The organism is Paenibacillus cellulositrophicus, from assembly GCF_009363095.1.
Classification (GTDB): domain Bacteria; phylum Bacillota; class Bacilli; order Paenibacillales; family Paenibacillaceae; genus Paenibacillus_AQ; species Paenibacillus_AQ favisporus.
The window spans coordinates 289,141-306,455 of record NZ_CP045296.1; the positions used below are offsets into that span (position 1 = coordinate 289,141).

The following is a 17,315-nucleotide window of genomic DNA, read 5'->3' on the forward strand; positions in this document are numbered from 1 at the left end:
CATGGCGTAAATAAAAACTCACTACACTGAAGTATGCATACATCAGGATGCAGACAACATTTCATGAGTGAAGGAGAGATTTACCCATTGAAGAGGACTAGTAAGCTGCAGCGCAGCGTGTCCGCCGTGATGCTTGGCAGTATGCTGATCAGCGCAGCAGCACCCGTCAGCTATGCAGACGGCCTGAACGGTCAAACGGCGCCTGTCGTTACGGCGGAGCCGGTGAACGATCCCACCGCCCCCGCAGCAGACAACAGCACGAACACGGAGACCCCGCAGGAGGGTCAGCAGACGCAAAATACGCTGCAGATCGCTCATCAGGCACCTGCTGAAGTTTCGGCCGATCAGGATTTCACGGTGAGCGCAGCCATCACAGGGACAGCCGCGGCTGGTTGGTCTGGCGTCGTGAAGTATGCGGTGGACGGGAACACCGAAGCATCTGTACCGTTGGTACAGGTCGAAGGCAAGCAGGATACATACAATGCAATCATTCCAGCAGAGGCGCTAAAGGGCACGATTCTGAATTATTCGATAACGCTGCTGGACGAGCAGTCCAAGGTGCTGCAGACAATCGCTTATAGCGCGCCAATTAAGGGCAGCGGAACAGAACCAGGCACCGGGCAGGATACGGTAGCGAACGTTTCCGCAGCCGTGCTGCCGCTGCTGATTACCGAGATGGTTCCGGATACAGCCAACGTGGCTGGTGTTTCAGCAGATGCTTACGAATATGTCGAAGTTTATAACAACACAGATCAGAACATCAATTTCAAGGACTATTCTTTCTTTTACAATAATAAAGACAACTGGACGCCGGTCAGCAACGGGAATATGATCATTCCTGCGCACAAGCCGGCGGTATTCTGGATTATGAACGGCAAGAACAATGCCGAGAACCAGGACAGCTTTAACGAAAATTACGGCACGACCCTCGTGGAGGATGAGAACCTGTTCCGGATCAACGGCGGAGGTGGCATGGCCAACACGGCAGCCAGAACGCTGTCTATTAAGGACAGTACGGGAAAAGTCATCGTGACGGCATCTTATGAGGCCCAGCACGTCAAGATGAATAAGGGGATCCTTTTTCAGCATCCGGCCGAAGGCAGCGTGCAAATGGCGGTGATGCCTGCTTCCGGACAAGTCCCGGCGACACCGGGAACGGTTGACTCCGCACAGCTCGTTCCGGTCGAGGTGCCGGAAGGAAGCGAGACGGTCATCAACCATACGCCGCCAACGTCCGTCGAAGTGAAGGACCTCGAGATTCAGGCGCATGTCGAGAATCCGGGCAAGAACAGTGACGGCTCTCCGGCTCCTGTGCAGCTGCTCTACAAAACGCCTGGCCAAACGAGATATACGGTGATCCCGATGGCAGACGCTCAAGGCACGGGCGACTATAAGGCGACCATTCCGGCCTCTGCGCTGGTTGAGCCCCAAATCGATTACCGCATCGCAGCCAGCCAGACGGAGAAAGCCTACTCCGTCAAGGTGAACCTGCCCGAGTTTGATCCGGCTAAGGCACCTCCGCTGCTGGTCACGGAGCTTGTCCCGAATACTACGAATGTGTCTGGGACGTCGACAGACGCATATGAAGCGATTGAAGTGTACAACAATACGGACCAGCCGGTATCTTTTAAAAACTATAAGCTGTATTACCGCTACCCGGATAAAGGGGCGGCCGGTGATGTCGTATGGCCATCGACGAAGGAGGACTTTGTCATCCCATCTAAGGGAACGGTCGTTTTCTGGATCAAAAACAGCGCCAACCAGTCATACACGGAGGAACAATTCAACGATTTCTACAAAACGAATCTGGTAGAGAACCAAAACCTGTTTATGATTCAGAGCGACGGGATGTCCAATTCCGGGCGCCGCGCGATTGTCATTAAAACGAATACCGGCAAGGAAATTTCGGCGGCTTATTATGACGCGGATACCTTGTACGAGAACGGCACCAAAGGCGACGAAACCAAGGAAAATATGGGGCTGCATTATGCTTACCCACAGAACGGCAGCACAACGATGATTAAGGCAAGCACCGGGACACAAGCGGCATCGCCAGGATCGGTAGCGGCCTCTCAAGTTCCAAGCGAGCCGGTCCATCAGGAAGAGGACATCAATCCTCCGACGATCGAAGATGTAACGAAGGTTAAGGAAATTGAACAGTCGAAGAGCCTCGAGCTGATCGCCGATGCGCAGGACGACAAGGAAGTCCGGTCCGTTCAGGTATACGTGCGCTCCGACAAGCAGAGCGATTATACATTGCATAATCTGTCCGAGGACTTCAACGATACGATGTACCACTACAAGCTGTCCTCTGCCGAATTGATCGGCCGAAAATACATCGAATATTATTTTGCTGCGTCGGACGGCGTAAACGAAACGAAAACCGATCCGGTCAAAGTAGACGTTACGGGTGGACCGGATTCTTCTCTACTGCGACTGAACGTGAAGGACCAACAGATCATTAAGGGGACAAACACCATTAAAGGCACGGCCGAATCCCTAGGATCGGACAAACTGCAGCTGAGCATTGACGGCAAACCGGTTGCGGATGGCAGCACGTTTACCCAGCTTGAGCATGACGCTTACTTTGTTTTCGATGCGGTCAATGTCGACTACTACTTCAAAAATGCAGTGACGATGGGACCGACAGAGCTCGGAGACAAATCGATCCTGTATACGTTCCTGGACCCGATCACTACGTATACGACGCTTTCGTTCCCGATCAGTGCCGATCGCCTCAAGGCGGACGAGGACAATATCATTTATGTTCGCGCCGGTTCCAAAACGGGCCCGTTTGACGACCGTCCGGAAGAGAACAAGGACGATTTTGAGATCAAGAACGTAAGGCTCGTGCTGGCGGACGGAACCGAAATCTGGGATCCGGCCTATGGCGTTAAGGATCAAGTGATCAAAATGGGGGATTCCGCCGGGAAAAACGAGTCTGTTGGGTTCAAGTTTAACCTGACTGCCGACCAGCTGAAGTCCAAGGCTTACGCCTGGAACACGCTCGAAGCGGCAGACGGCCCGCACGAAATCAAAGTGACGGACGGAACGGATGAATATAAGGCTGCCGTCATCGTGGATAATACGCCTCCGGAGGTTAAGCCATCGATCGAAAACGGCAAGGAATACCGCGGCGAGTTTACGCTGGATGCCGAAATCGAGGACGCTTATGCGGGTGTGGACAAGGTTGACGTGAAGCTGGACGATCAGAGCATCAAGCTTCCGTATCAAACTTCGTCCGGATCGCTGAAAGGCGGAGAACATTCGCTGATCATACATGCGGTGGACAAAGCGGGGAATGAAACCACACGGACCGTAAAATTCATAGTGCCGGACGAGAATCCGCTGGCTCCGGAACTGGTCAGCCCGCAGCAAGGGCAGACGAACGTGGGAAGAAGCGCCAATCTGACCGTCAAGGTGCAGGACCCGAGCCAGGACCCGATGAATGTGCTCTTTTACAAGGGGTATAAATATGACGGCAGCCGGACGGAGGACTTTACAGGTTACATGAACGCTTCGGTGACCGAGCCTCCGAAGGAAATGGCTCCTACAGGCGAAACGCAAATGAATCCGGGAGATTACGCCAAAATCAGTTCGGAAGACGGCAAATATTTGGTGAACGAGTCGGTAGACAAGTTCCCTTACCAGCGGTTCGAAGTGAAGCTTGACCCATCCGTGAAATCGTCGGATCGCGTGGATATCCACTGGAAAGGAAAGTCGCTCGAAGGCCGCAAGGTCAGCTTGTATGCCTGGAGCCCAGCGCAAAGCCAATGGATCCAGCTTGATCATGTGATCGCCGGAACCGAAGACTTTGAGCTGAACGCAACCGTGAAGGCGGGAGATTATGCGTCCGACCGAGCGATCGACGTCATGGTGCAGGACGAAATCGCCGCGGCGGCGGAGGGTACGGCCGCAGGCACCAAGCCTTCGCCGGAGCAGGAAGATCCTTACGACTTCTCGTTCGTCTGGATGTCCGACACCCAGTACTATTCGCAGAGCTATCCAAAAATTTATCAGGATATCGTCAACTGGATCGCTGCCCAGAAGGAAAAAATGAATATTCAATACGTCATTCACACGGGCGACGTCGTCGACAAGTCCTATGAGGAGTATCAGTGGGTCGAAGCCGACAAGGACATGAAGGTGCTGGAGAATGCCGGCATTCCTTACGGCGTACTGGCCGGTAACCACGACGTGGGCCATCAGGACAACGATTATACGAAGTTCAAAGAGTATTTTGGGGAAGACCGGTTCAAGAACAACTCGACGTTTGCCGGCTCCTATGATAACAACCGCGGTCATTACGACCTGGTATCTTCGAACGGAAACGACTTTATCATCGTCTACATGGGTTGGGGTCTCGGGGACGACGAAATCGAATGGATGAACGAAGTGGTGTCCAAGTATCCGGAACGCAAAGCGATCCTGTGCCTGCATGAGTACATGCTCGTATCGAATAACCGCGCACCGATTGCGGACCAAATTTTCGAAAAGGTCGTGAAGCCGAACAAGAACGTCATCGCAGCGCTGTCCGGGCATTATCACGACGCGGAGCTGAAGGTGGATGAGCTTGATGACAACGGCGACGGCCTGCCGGACCGTAACGTCTATCAGATGCTCGCGGATTACCAGGGAGCGCCTGAGGGCGGGCTGGGTTACATCCGTCTCATGCAGTTTGATATGAAAAACAACAAGCTCCACATCAAAACGTATTCGCCATATTTGAACGATTATAACTACTATGATCCGCAGGATAATCCGGGCAAGGACGAGTTTGACCTGGACCTGAATCTACAGCCGAAAACCAAGCGGGTTGCGACGGATTACATCAGCGTCAAAGTGTACACCGATAGCGAAATCGGAAGCAGCCGTGATGTGGCCAGCGGGTCCCAGGCATCTGTCTTATGGAACGGGCTGCCTGCGGACAGATACCAGCAGTGGTACGTAAAAGCGGAAGACGCGCACAGCGGCAGCACACTCTCTGATATTTGGGGCTTCTATACCGGGAAGAACAATTCCGGCAACCCTGGCGGCGGTAACGGAGGAAACAACGGTGGCGGCAGTGGAGGCAACGGTGGCGGAAATGGCGGCGGAACAACGCCGTCACAACCAGGTAACGGAAACGCCACTTCCCCTGAAACACCTTCTAATCCGGGAACAGGTGGCAATAAGGGAACCGTGGTGCTGAGGCCGGGCACGAACGGAAGCTATCAGGCCGATGCGAAAGTATTGGATCAAGCGATAACCGAAAGCACGAATGGCAAAATCGTCATCACGCTCGACGGAGCGAGCGACCAAGGACAACAGGCGGCTTCCTTGTCCCTGCCTGCAGCCAGCGCGGCCAAAGCCAAACAAAACGGTCTGTCGCTGATCGTTGCCGGACCGGACATGACGGTTACGGTGCCTGCGGCATCGTGGCCGGGCTCGCTGACCGATGCACAGCAGCTGGTACTGCGTATGGATGCGACGATGAACAGTACAGCCAGCCAGGCTGTACGAGATGCCATCGGCTCCCAATCCGACTATAGTCTCGCCGGACCGATGTACACACTTAAGCTGGTCAAGGTCAATGGTCAGGCAGAATCCGAGATCCAGAATCTGAGCGGCCCCGTTACGGTTGAGGGTAAGCTCACCACGGAGCAGCTGCAAAACCTGGATACCGACTACGCTGGGGTTTATGAACTGGGCAGCGGCCAGCCTAAATATCTCGGCGGGCATTTCAGCGGCGGTATGGTCAGCTTTACGGCAGATCACCTTGCTCCATTTGCTGTGCTAGAGTATCATAAGCAATTTGCAGATGTGAACGGCTCCTGGGCGGACGAATACATCGGCAAGCTGGCAGCCAAACATCTGGTTAACGGAATCGACGAGAACCGATTCGGGCCCAAGCTGAACGTCAGCCGTGCGGATTTCCTCACACTGGCGATGCGAATGATGGGCACCACTTTGCAAACTTCGGGAAGTTCGGCCTTTGCGGATGTTCCGGCGGACAGCTATTACGCCGGCGCGGTGGCTGAGGCTGCAAAACTCGGACTCATCCAAGGAAGCGGCGGCAAATTCAGACCTCAGGATCCGATCAGCCGCGAGGAAGCTGCGTCCATAGTGGTGAAGCTGGCCAGAGCGGTGAACTGGAGCGGCGAATCGGCTGCATCCAGCAGCTTTGCCGACATGCAAAACGTATCCGGATGGGCGAAGCAGGCTGTTACGGAAGCCGGTCAATTCGGTCTGATGAACGGCAAAGGCGGCGGCAAGTTCGATCCGCACGGTCAAGTCACCCGCGCAGAAACAGCGAAAATGATGTACACGCTCATCGCGCAAAAATAGCATGTATAAAAAGAGGGGGAAAGCGGCGGTTAAGCCTTCCTGCCTGCCGCAAGCCGGCGCCAGAAATTTTGGCGCCGGCTTGTGTGCGTTTCGATTCCGGCCTTGAAACCGGCGAACGTGCGTTCTATAATCAACACATACAATGAAATTGAAATTCCATAAAGTTTCGGGGCTGCCATGATATAATATTTTTAATTCATGATGTTAGTCTTGCTAATCTAGATTGGCTGGTTCGGATTTAGATTGGAAATCACCGGTTAGGGATGGATATACGTGAACAATAACGAAAGAGGACCCATTGAATTTACGGAAATCGACCTGGGCGGAGATGCCGGTGAAGGCATGCGCATTCCCGCCCGGGACCCCGCGGCCGTCACTCCGTCGAAATCCATAACGTTTAGTATGGAGAGCCGGGAGCAGGCCTTTGCTGAGGAAGCGCTTGGAAGAGCGGATGAAGCTGGCGAGCCGGCCCCATTTGTTCCTTTTATGAGCTATTGGGCGACGTATCAGCAGATGACCGAGGCTCAGCGGAAATGGTATTTTTACTGGAGGAGCGAAGTGCGGCAGGGTCGTTATCATCGTACGGATCTGTCCTATATCTTCATATACGTTTATGAGCTGATTCATCAAGTCGGCTGGACCGATCCCAGGGAAGGATACAGGCTGCTGGATGAGATTTGGACGGCTTACCGGGACAAGTTCCCCAGGCTGGATCATTATTTAAAGGAATGGACCGCCGACTTTGTGCTTATTCACAAGCTTGATATTCCGTTGATTCACATTACGCAAAGGGCGGGAAGCTTGCTGTCCCATGAGCTGATGGATTTGGAGCTCGTGCGATTGTTCCAAGACAAACCGCTGCAGATTCCGATGGAATTGCTGCTTATTTTAAGCGATTATGATGTCCGGGACAGCAGGTTTTATGTGGAAGCGGGCCAAGAGGATTTAGATTATCATATTCCGCGGATCGTATCGTTGGCTGTCGGTTATTTACGCGAAAAGGAAAACGATCAATGGAAGGCATTGTTTGCACCGGACATACCGCCAAAAACAACTGAAAGGTATTTGTTCCACAGAGCGGTGTATGATGCCCGCTTGTATGGGCGTTTACTTCCGGTGACCACAATCCCGATCCGCAATCATGCTCCGCTGCGGAGCTGGGTGACGCAAATTATCCGGTACACGGAAAACAAGCTGCGGGAACACCGGGGATTTAAGGGGCGTCTGAGAGGTGTAGAAATCTCCCCCTCGATCGAGCGTCTTGTGGAGCTTTATCTGAAGCGTGAGCTGACCGGCCGCCAGGAGGAAAGACCGGCGATTGTGATCGATTCGGACAAGCTCGCTTCACTGCAAAAGGACACCGAATATGTCCGGAGCATGCTCACCGTTGAAGAACCGGGCACGACAGAGGAGAAGGACGAGGAAACGGTTGCCCCTGCAAATAAGCCGAGCGCCGTCCATTCGGATACGTCTGGTGAAGGTTCGATCAGCGATCCGGTCGTTGCTCTTCATTCTGAACAGTCTAGGGAACCTGCAAGCGTTCCGGAGACGGATCCCCGGTTGGAGTTGGGATCTGGCCAAGTATCGGATACAGATGTAAGCTCCGATCAGGAACCTGCCCCCGTACCGGAGACGGATTACAGTCCGGAACTCCTTGCAGACGATAATCATGCAACAAGTACAGATTCGAGGACCTCAGAATCCGTCGAAGCGACGAATGCCGACTCGGCAGCTTGGGACACCTCCGGGCTGGATGAGGAATGGGCACGCTTTGCTGAGATGCTGGCACCATACCATCTGGAGGCGCTGCGTGTTTTGACAGGATCAATTCAGAATGCAGACTTAGACCAAGTGGCTGACCGTCACGGGACGATGCCCGGTTTGATCATCGATGAGATTAATGACTTGGCCATGGAGACGATCGGCGACCTGGTCATTGACGGGGACCGAATCGCTGAAGAATATATCGATTGCTTTGAGAACTTGAAAGGATGAACCGAATGAATGAAGTGAAGATATCCAAGAGGCTGACCACGGCGCTCGTGAATTCATTGACGGCGGGTGTCGTGCCCCGCGTAGGGCTGGAGCATGTCGCCGTGGGACGCCGGGCCGAAGTGGACGCCATATTAAGGGATATGGACAACATCGCCGAAGGAGGAGCGGGCTTCAAATTTATTACCGGCCGTTACGGCAGCGGAAAAAGCTTTCTGCTCCAGACATTCCGCAATTATGCCATGGACCGCGACTTTGTCGTGGCGGATGCCGATTTGTCTCCGGAACGGCGGCTGGTTGGGACGAAGGGCCAGGGATTGGCCACGTACCGCGAGCTGATGACCCATTTATCTACCCGCACGCGGCCGGACGGGGGAGCTTTGGAAGCGATCCTCCAGAAGTGGATCGCCGGCCTGCAGCAGTCCGCGATGCAGGAGAAGGGACTCCGTCCGAATGACGCTGGACTCCATGAAGAGGTGGAGCAGCGGATTTTCACGGTGACTTCGCAGATGCAGAGCCTGGTGCACGGGTTTGATTTCGCCAAGGTACTGTCCGTCTACTGGAACGGTTATAAGCTGGGGGACGACGACCGTAAGCAGGCGGCACTGCGCTGGCTTCGCGGTGAAATCCCGACGAAGACGGAAGCGCGGCGCGAGCTTGAGGTGGGCGTGATCATCGATGACGACAACTGGTACGATTACATGAAGCTGTGGGCTGAGTTTACGGCAAAAATCGGATATAAAGGACTGCTGCTCTTCATCGACGAAGCGGTCAATTTGTACAAAATTACGAACAGCGTTTCCCGGCAGAGCAACTATGAGAAGCTGCTGACGATGTTCAATGATACGATGCAGGGGAAAGCCGAGCATCTCGGCATCTTTATCGGGGGAACGCCCCAGTTTGTGGAAGATGAGCGCAGGGGACTCTTCAGCTACGAAGCGCTGCGCTCCCGCCTGATCGAAGGCCGGTATGCGGGAAGCGGCTTCGCCAATTACTCCGGACCGATCATTAAGCTGGAGATGCTGTCGAGTGAAGAAATTTTCATCCTGCTGGAAAAGCTGACGCGGATTCATGCCATGCATTATGGATATGAGCCTGCAGTAGGCAGCGGCGAAATTATTACGTTTATGGAAAATGCGGCCGGCCGGCTCGGAGCGGATCAGCTGCTGACCCCGCGCGAAGTGATCCGCGATTATATGGATCTGCTTCATACCCTGCATCAGAATCCGGGAATTACCTTTGAGCAGCTGGTCGGGGAGCGCAGCGTGAAGCCGGCGGATGCCGATCCGGACGAAGTCAGCGACTTTTTGGCGGAGTTCGAGCTATGAGCGACAATCCGTTTTACAAGCTGGCCCCTTTCATTCAGGAGTATATTTACAAAAAAAGGTGGGAGACGCTTCGTCCGGCACAGGTCGAAGCGCTCAACATCTGCTTCGATACGCGCAATCATCTGCTGATCGCGGCGGGTACGGCTTCCGGCAAGACAGAGGCTGCCTTCTTTCCAGCCATGTCCGAACTGCACGAGCGGCCGGCGAAATCTGTGGGGATTTTGTACATTGGACCACTCAAGGCGCTCATTAACGACCAGTTTGAGCGGATGAAGGACCTGCTGATCGAATCGCGGATCCCGGTATGGCACTGGCACGGCGACGTATCTCAGGCGGAGAAAACGAAGCTGATGCGAAATCCTTCGGGCATTCTGCAAATTACCCCCGAGTCGCTGGAGGGGCTGCTGATGAACCGTCCGAATGCGATCCCGGCGCTATTTCAGGACCTCAGATACATCATTATTGATGAGGTTCATGCGTTTATGGGCGCAGACCGGGGGATTCAAGTGCTGAGCCAGATCACCAGGTTAGAGCGGATGGCGGGCTGCCGTCCTAGACGAGTGGGCTTGTCCGCCACTTTGAGCGACTACGATTCCGCAACCGCCTGGCTCGGTGCGGGCAGTCCCGAGCAAGTATCCGTGGTCACATCGCCGGGCGGCCGCAAGCTGCGGCTTCGGGTCGACCATTTTTCGTTTCCCGATGCTCGGGACGAGGAGCAGGCGGAGCAGCTGCAAAACGCACGCAAAGCGTACTACGAGTATATTTACGAGACGACGCACCTGAAGAAAGCGCTGATTTTTACGAACAGCCGGTCCGATGCCGAGCTGACGACGCTGGAAATGCGCAGGGTCGCGGCCAAACGCAGCCAGCCGGACGTCTTTTATGTGCATCACGGCAGCATTTCAGCCATGCTGCGGGAGGAAGCCGAAAGCGCGCTGAAGATCGGGCCGGGTCCGGCCGTGGCGGCGGCAACGCTGACGCTGGAGCTGGGCATAGATCTGGGAGAGCTGGAGCGGGTGGTACAGCTCGGCGCGCCGTACAGCGCATCCAGCTTCGTCCAGCGGCTTGGCCGGTCCGGACGCAGGGGCGACTCCGCTTCGGAAATGCTGTTTGTCGTACAGGAGGAAGAGGATGAAGAAGCACCGCTTCCGGCCAGAATGCCCTGGACCCTGCTTCGAGCCATCGCGGTCATTGAACTCTATGTGCGCTATAAATGGGTGGAGCCTCATGATATCCGCCGGATGCCTGTCGGGACGCTGTACCACCAGACAATGAGCATGCTGAAGAGCATAGGGGAATCCGAACCCGCCGAATTGGCGCGTGCGGTCCTTACGCTTCCTTCGTTTAAACATGTGACACCTGATGAGTTCAAAGAGTTTCTCAGCTACCTGATCCAGACCGACCACATCCAGTGGACCGAGGAACAGACCCTCATCATCGGGCTGACGGGGGAGAAGATCGTGAATAACTACCGTTTTTATGCGGTGTTTAAGGATGACGAGGATCACGTCGTGTATAACGGCTCCGAGGAAATCGGCTCCATCACGACGGTACCGCCGCCCGGTTATTGCTTCTCCTTGGCCGGGAAGCTGTGGAAAGTGGTGGAGGTGGACACCAAGCACAAAGCCGTGTATGTGAAGGCGGCCAAAGGCAAAGTGGACACACTGTGGCTTGGATCGGGCGGCGACGTTCACACGAAAGTGATGCGGAAAATGAGAGAAGTGCTTGCCGATTCTGCGATTTATCCGTACTTGTCGCCACAGGCGGTGAATCGTTTGGAACGAGCCCGGCGCCTGGCTAGAGAAGGCGGACTGCTCCGCGATATCGTCATTCCGGCCGGCGGCGATTCGCTCTTTGTGCTGCCGTGGGTCGGCAGCAAGCAGTTCCGCACATTGGAACGGATGCTGAAGCACCACTTGGCGGATCGCCTCTCCCTGAGATCCATCGTGCCGATGGAGCCCTACTATATGGTCGTCGCCGGTAACAGCGATGCCGGGACGCTGATCCAGGAGATCGCGGCCGAATGTTCCCGGTGCGGCGAAGAACAGCTCCTTGCTCCGGAAGAAGCCCCGTACCTCGGCAAGTACGATGAATTTGTCGCTCCGGATCTGGTTCGCCGCGCGTTCGTCGTCGATGGGCTGGACCTCAAAGGGCTGAGAGAGGGAATATTAGGAGAGCCAGCGGAGTTTTCTTCCTAATGGATACGAACGGGGGGACAAGAATTGCCAGCTAACCAGGAGAATCATTTTTATCAACGTCTGCAGGCCGCTCATCAAATCCCGATCGGGATCATCGGGCCTAAACGTTTGGTTGAACAGATCCTGCGCGTGATCGAGACGTTTCCTTCTTTTGAAGCCGTTCCCCGGGTATTTGAGGATGCGGCGGAGGCGTCAATGCTGGCGGAACGGTTAGCCAGTGAGACGGAGGTGCTGCTCCTGTCCGACCCGTTGTCTCACAGGAAGGTCAAGGAAAACCCACGGGTAACCGTTCCAGCCCATTACGTACCGTTAACCGATGCGGGCCTCTATAAGGCGCTGTTTGCGGCGCATCAGCGCGGCCTGCTTGACCGGGGAATCTCGGTGGATACGCTCACCGAAACGATGGTTCGCAGAGCCTGCAGAGATTTAGGGATGACGGATGAACGGTGGAACGTGTATGACGGTCCGGTATATGCGTCGCCGGATAAGCTGATTGCATTCCATCAAGCCGGATTTGAGTCCGGCGGATGCTCCATCGTTTTTACAGGACAGCAGGCAGTGGCTCAGCGCTTGGAGGAAAGGGGCATCCCTTCCGAGTGGCTGCTTCCCTCCGATCAAGACATCGTCGTCGCGCTCGAGCGGGCGCTTCTGTCAACGGAGACCCGGCGCAGCAAAGAGTCCCAAATCGTCGTCGGGATGATCAACGTCGACCATTTCGAACGCGTAGCCATGCAGCGGAGCAATGAGCATGAGGTCCAGAAGCTGAAGCTGGACATCCACCGCATGGTGCTCGACTATGTGGAATCGCTGGACGGATTTCTGGCCCACCAGGGCGGGGACGAATACCTTTTCTTTACGACGCGGGGCATCTTCGAACGCGAAAGCGGCGGATACAAGACGATTCCGCTGGCCAAGGATGTCAATACGACGCACGGCATTTCGCTGAGCATCGGGATCGGCTTCGGCCGTTCGGCCAGTCTGGCCGGCACCCATGCCCGAACCGCAATGCGGAAGGCGAAGGAGGCAGGAGGGAATGCCTGTTTTATCGTCAGGGAGGACGAGACGCTGATCGGACCGCTCGAGATGGCCGATCCGGTCCGGGAGGTGCTGTCTTTCACCGATGCGGAGCTGATGAAGCATGCGGTGGATGCCGGCATGACCAGCGCGTATTTGAGCCGGCTGCTTCATAACCGGGCCAAGTACGGCCAAACCGATTATAAGGTCCATGAGCTGGCGTCATTGCTCGGCATTACGGTACGAAGCGCGCATCGGCTGCTGCTGCAGTGGATCGATCATGGGCTGGTGGCAATTGCCGGCATGGAGAAGGTGCCGCGCGGGCGGCCGCGGCAAATATTCAGGTTTACCTGTTTGGACAGGACTTCGTCTGAAGCAGGAGACGTGCCTGATTGAATTTGAAGATTGAATGCCTAACGAACACGAGAACTGAAAATGATGTTTACCTGCGGGGAATCTTTTAAAGAAGATTCTCCTTTTTCGTTTGGGGATGCCAAGGCAGCGTATTTGACGATATGAAGGATCCTGTTAGCCTGTTAATTGCGTTTTATACAGCTGCACAACTTGCGTTGCTACAGCTTCAATATCACTATCTAATTCTCCTAATACATAGGCTTCCAATACTCCCATGGTTGCCGTTCCTAAAAACTTCAAAAAAATTTGCTTATCAATAATCGGAAGCGAATCCTCATTAAGCTTTTTGTCGATCTCCGCCATAGTAAAAGACAATAGCTTTTTGCGAAATGTTGAGGCACCTTCACTTTTAAACAATGCTGCAAAAAATGATTTATGCTGCTCAAAATAAGAAAACCATAGTATCGAACCTTCGATAAGCCCCTTGTCTTTTTTTTGATCACATATTTCTCGCAATTGTGCTATATGGTCGTCCACAATCTTGTCTAACAGATCATATTTATCAGTATAATGCAGGTAGAATGTTTTTCGGCCAATATCAGCTTTTTCCGTAAGTTTTTTAACCGTAATCTCATCAAACCCTTCCTGAAGTAACATTTGCAAAAAAGTCGATTGAATCGCTTGCCGAGACTTTAAAATTCTTCGATCTGTTTTAACCATGCAGCAGTCCTCCTTGATGATTGTACACAATGAAAACAACTTGTGTATTAACACGCATATTGCGCGATGTGGTCATTGAATCACCAGACCCCTTATTTTAAAGTAAATATACACGAGGCGATTAATACGCACAAGTGTATATTATATATGAATAAAGGTGGTTTTAACTGTGACAGTCACCAAAAGGAACGTGAAATTTTATGCACATGGGCTACAAATAGCCGCGATTTTAAATGTACCTGAACTTGCTGGAGACAAAAAACAAAATCCAGCTATAGTTTGCGTTCATCCGGGCAGCAGCTGTAAAGAACAAACGGCGGGCATTTATGCGGAGAAACTTGCTGAGCTAGGTTACGTAACGATTGTATTCGATGCATCCTATCAAGGAGAAAGCGATGGCGAGCCTCGTTATGCTGAACACCCGGCTTCACGTGTTGAGGATATCCGGTCTGCGGTTGATTACTTAACGACTCTGGATTATGTCGATGAAGATCGTATTGGCGTGTTAGGTATTTGTGCAGGAGGCGGATATGCTGTAAATGCTTCGATGACAGAACGCCGCATCAAAGCTGTAGGTGCAGTTTCCGTTGCGAATATAGGTCGAGGATATCGTGAAAACGATCCAATCAACATGTTAGAGCAGGTTGCCCTGCAACGTACGGCTGAAGCACGTGGAGCCGAGCCTCTGGTTATTCAATGGATTCCTAACAGTCATGCTGAAAGAGAAGAAGCGGGAATGACTGAACTGGATCTTGTACAAGCGGTTGATTACTATAGAACACCAAGAGGTCAGAGCCCTAACGCTCCAAACAAATTGAAATTCACCAGTGTTGATTCAATCATTGCCTTTGATGCTTTCCATTTGGCAGAAACTTTACTGACTCAACCTTTGCAAATCATTGTCGGTGGTGTACAAGGAGCGTTTGGATCATATAAGGATGGCCACGAGCTTTATAACCGAGCAGCTTCAGAGAAAAAGGATTTGTTCGTTATTGAAGGGGCAAGCCACTATGACCTGTACGACAGACCAGAGCCAGTGAATAAAGCCGTTGAAAAATTAGGTGCCTTCTATAAAGAAAATCTTTAGCAAGCAGCTAAATATTCAGAACCTTAGCGGTGCAGGCAATGAACCTGTATCGCTTTTTTTTGCGCCAAAATCCCGCTAATTTAAAGACGATTAAAAGATTTGTCTTTATATAGGCCGAGTCTTTATGATGAAGTGGAAAACGATTGAATGGGAGGAAGAACAAGGATGAAAAATGTAGCTGAATTGGAAGCACGGCTGGCCCAGCCGTCCGAAGCGCTCATTGCCGACCTCATGTCTGTCGAAGGGGATATTCTCGTGCTTGGCGTTGGCGGCAAAATGGGTCCGAGTCTGGCCAGACTGGCCGCGAATGCGATACGAATGGGGGGCATGAACAAGAAGGTCATCGGGGTATCGCGCTTCTCGAATGAAGAGACGCGCAAGGAACTGGAGGATGCCGGGGTGACTACGATTTCGTGCGATTTGCTGAATGATCAGGAACTCCAGCAGCTGCCCGACGTGCCGAACGTCATTTTCATGGCCGGACATAAATTCGGAACGACGGGAAGGGAGTATTTTACATGGGCGATGAACAGCTATTTGCCCGGCAGGGTCGCCGAGAAATACCGCGATTCCAGGATCGTTGTGTTTTCTTCCGGCAACGTGTATCCCTTCACCCCGGTCGCCAGCGGTGGAGCCAGTGAGCATACTCCACCGGAACCGGTCGGAGAATATGCGCAGTCCTGCCTCGGCAGGGAGCGGATCTTCGATTATTTCTCACATCAGAATGGTACGCCGATGGCGATTTACCGGCTGAACTATGCGATCGACATGCGGTACGGCGTGTTGTTGGAGCTGGCGAAGTCCGTCAACGAAGGAAGGCCGGTCGATGTGACGATGGGCTACGCCAATGTCATTTGGCAGGGGGATGCGAACGAAATGGCGCTGCGCTGCCTGACCCAATGCGCCAACCCGCCGCAGATCATCAACGTGACGGGACCGGAAACGATGTCGATCCGCTGGGCGGCGGAAGAGTTGGCGCGCCGTTTAGGCAAAGAAGTGGTGTTTACGGGGACGGAGGCGGATACTGCGCTGCTCAGCAACGCGTCGAAGTCCCATCAGCTGTTCGGCTATCCGCGGGTATCCCTCCTGCAAATGATCGACTGGATCGCGGACTGGGTTCGGCAGGGTGGGGCGACATGGAGCAAACCTACGCATTTTCAGGAAAGAAAGGGGAAGTTCTGATATGAAAAATCCGGAGCATTCGCTAACCGCAGAGCAAATCGCAGCGCTGCACGACGGCCTGGTCATCCCGGCCCACCCGCTGGCACTGGATGAAAACCGGAAGCTGGATGAGCGGCATCAGCGGGCATTGACGCGTTACTATATAGATTCAGGCGCAGGAGGAATCGCCGTAGGCGTCCATTCCACCCAGTTTGAAATCCGGGACCCCGGCGTCGATTTGTTCGAGCCTGTCCTTCGGATGGCGGCCGAGGAAGTCCAGCGCGCACAGCTGCAGCGTCCCTTCATTTTAGTGGCTGGCATATGCGGTCCGACCGCCCAAGCGCTCAGAGAGGCGGAAACCGCGCGGAAGCTCGGCTATGATGCAGGTCTGCTCAGCATGGGAGGACTAGCGAATTGGAGCGAGGAAGAGCTGCTGCAGCGCACACGGGAAGTGGCTCAAAGGATACCCCTCATCGGTTTCTATCTCCAACCCTCCGTGGGCGGACGAATGTTCAGCTTCGACTTCTGGCGGGAATTCGCCGAAATCCCCAACGTCGTCGCCATCAAGATGGCGCCGTTCAACCGGTATCAAACCCTCGATGTTGCCCGGGCTGTCTGTTATTCCAGCCGCCGCGACGAAATCGCCCTGTACACAGGCAATGACGACAACATCATTGTTGATCTACTCACGACTTACCGGTTCCGGGTGGATGGTGAGCTCGTGGAGAAGAAGGTTGTCGGCGGACTGCTTGGCCATTGGGCGGTATGGACGCGGAAAGCCGTAGAGCTGCTGGAGGAAATCAAGCGGGTTCGCGGCGGAGGCGCCATTTCGGAAGAATGGCTGAGACGGAATGTGGAGGTGACCGACACCAATGCAGCGTTTTTCGATCCGGCCCACCAATTCGCCGGTTGCATTCCGGGCATTCACGAAGTGCTGCGGAGGCAGGGGCTGATGCGAGGGATCTGGTGCCTGAATCCGGAAGAGACGCTTTCTCCTGGGCAGACGGAAGAAATCGACCGGATTTATCGGGATTATCCCCATTTGAACGACGACGATTTTGTCCGCGAGCAACTGAATAAGTGGCTGGAAACGAAATCCAGTCACGCGTAGAAAATGATAAAAACCTGACATCC

General features: G+C 53.8%; 9 protein-coding genes. 8 read left to right on the plus strand and 1 reads right to left on the minus strand.

Annotated elements, in window-relative coordinates:
* Window positions 1-87: 87 nt before the first annotated feature.
* From GCU45_RS31110 to GCU45_RS31130, 5 genes are all read left to right on the plus strand, one after another.
* Window positions 88-6,327 carry an S-layer homology domain-containing protein gene (locus tag GCU45_RS31110; protein WP_167527298.1) on the plus strand — a complete coding sequence of 2,080 codons (6,240 nt, stop codon included), beginning with the start codon at window positions 88-90 and terminating at the stop codon, window positions 6,325-6,327.
* Between the two features lie 273 nt (window positions 6,328-6,600).
* Entirely contained in the window at window positions 6,601-8,322 is a 1,722-nt protein-coding gene (locus GCU45_RS31115; protein ID WP_152403802.1) for a TerB N-terminal domain-containing protein, read from the plus strand.
* 5 nt (window positions 8,323-8,327) lie between these two features.
* Entirely contained in the window at window positions 8,328-9,647 is a 1,320-nt protein-coding gene (locus GCU45_RS31120; RefSeq protein WP_152403804.1) for an ATP-binding protein, read from the plus strand.
* Window positions 9,644-11,845, plus strand: a complete 2,202-nt coding sequence (locus tag GCU45_RS31125; RefSeq protein WP_152403806.1) for a DEAD/DEAH box helicase — start codon at window positions 9,644-9,646, stop codon at window positions 11,843-11,845. The genes GCU45_RS31120 and GCU45_RS31125 overlap by 4 nt, the downstream gene beginning before the upstream one ends.
* Window positions 11,846-11,869: 24 nt before the next feature.
* Window positions 11,870-13,255, plus strand: coding sequence for a hypothetical protein (locus tag GCU45_RS31130; RefSeq protein ID WP_244364749.1), 1,386 nt, complete (start codon window positions 11,870-11,872; stop codon window positions 13,253-13,255).
* A gap of 132 nt (window positions 13,256-13,387) precedes the next feature.
* Here the strand turns inward: GCU45_RS31130 and GCU45_RS31135 are convergent, their stop codons facing one another.
* Window positions 13,388-13,933: a TetR/AcrR family transcriptional regulator gene (locus GCU45_RS31135; RefSeq protein ID WP_152403808.1), complete on the minus strand. Its 546-nt coding sequence runs from the start codon at window positions 13,931-13,933 to the stop codon at window positions 13,388-13,390.
* Between the two features lie 169 nt (window positions 13,934-14,102).
* Here GCU45_RS31135 and GCU45_RS31140 point away from each other — a divergent pair, with 169 nt between their 5' ends.
* The 3 genes from GCU45_RS31140 to GCU45_RS31150 all read left to right on the plus strand — a co-directional run bounded on the left by GCU45_RS31140 (window position 14,103) and on the right by GCU45_RS31150 (window position 17,292).
* A complete protein-coding gene (locus GCU45_RS31140; RefSeq protein WP_152403810.1) occupies window positions 14,103-15,020 on the plus strand; it encodes an alpha/beta hydrolase in 918 nt (305 codons plus the stop codon).
* 165 nt (window positions 15,021-15,185) lie between these two features.
* Window positions 15,186-16,202, plus strand: a complete 1,017-nt coding sequence (locus GCU45_RS31145; protein WP_152403812.1) for an NAD-dependent epimerase/dehydratase family protein — start codon at window positions 15,186-15,188, stop codon at window positions 16,200-16,202.
* A gap of 1 nt (window position 16,203) precedes the next feature.
* Window positions 16,204-17,292 (plus strand): dihydrodipicolinate synthase family protein, encoded by a 1,089-nt coding sequence (locus GCU45_RS31150; protein WP_152403814.1) that lies wholly within the window; start codon window positions 16,204-16,206, stop codon window positions 17,290-17,292.
* The last annotated feature ends 23 nt before the right edge of the window (window positions 17,293-17,315 follow it).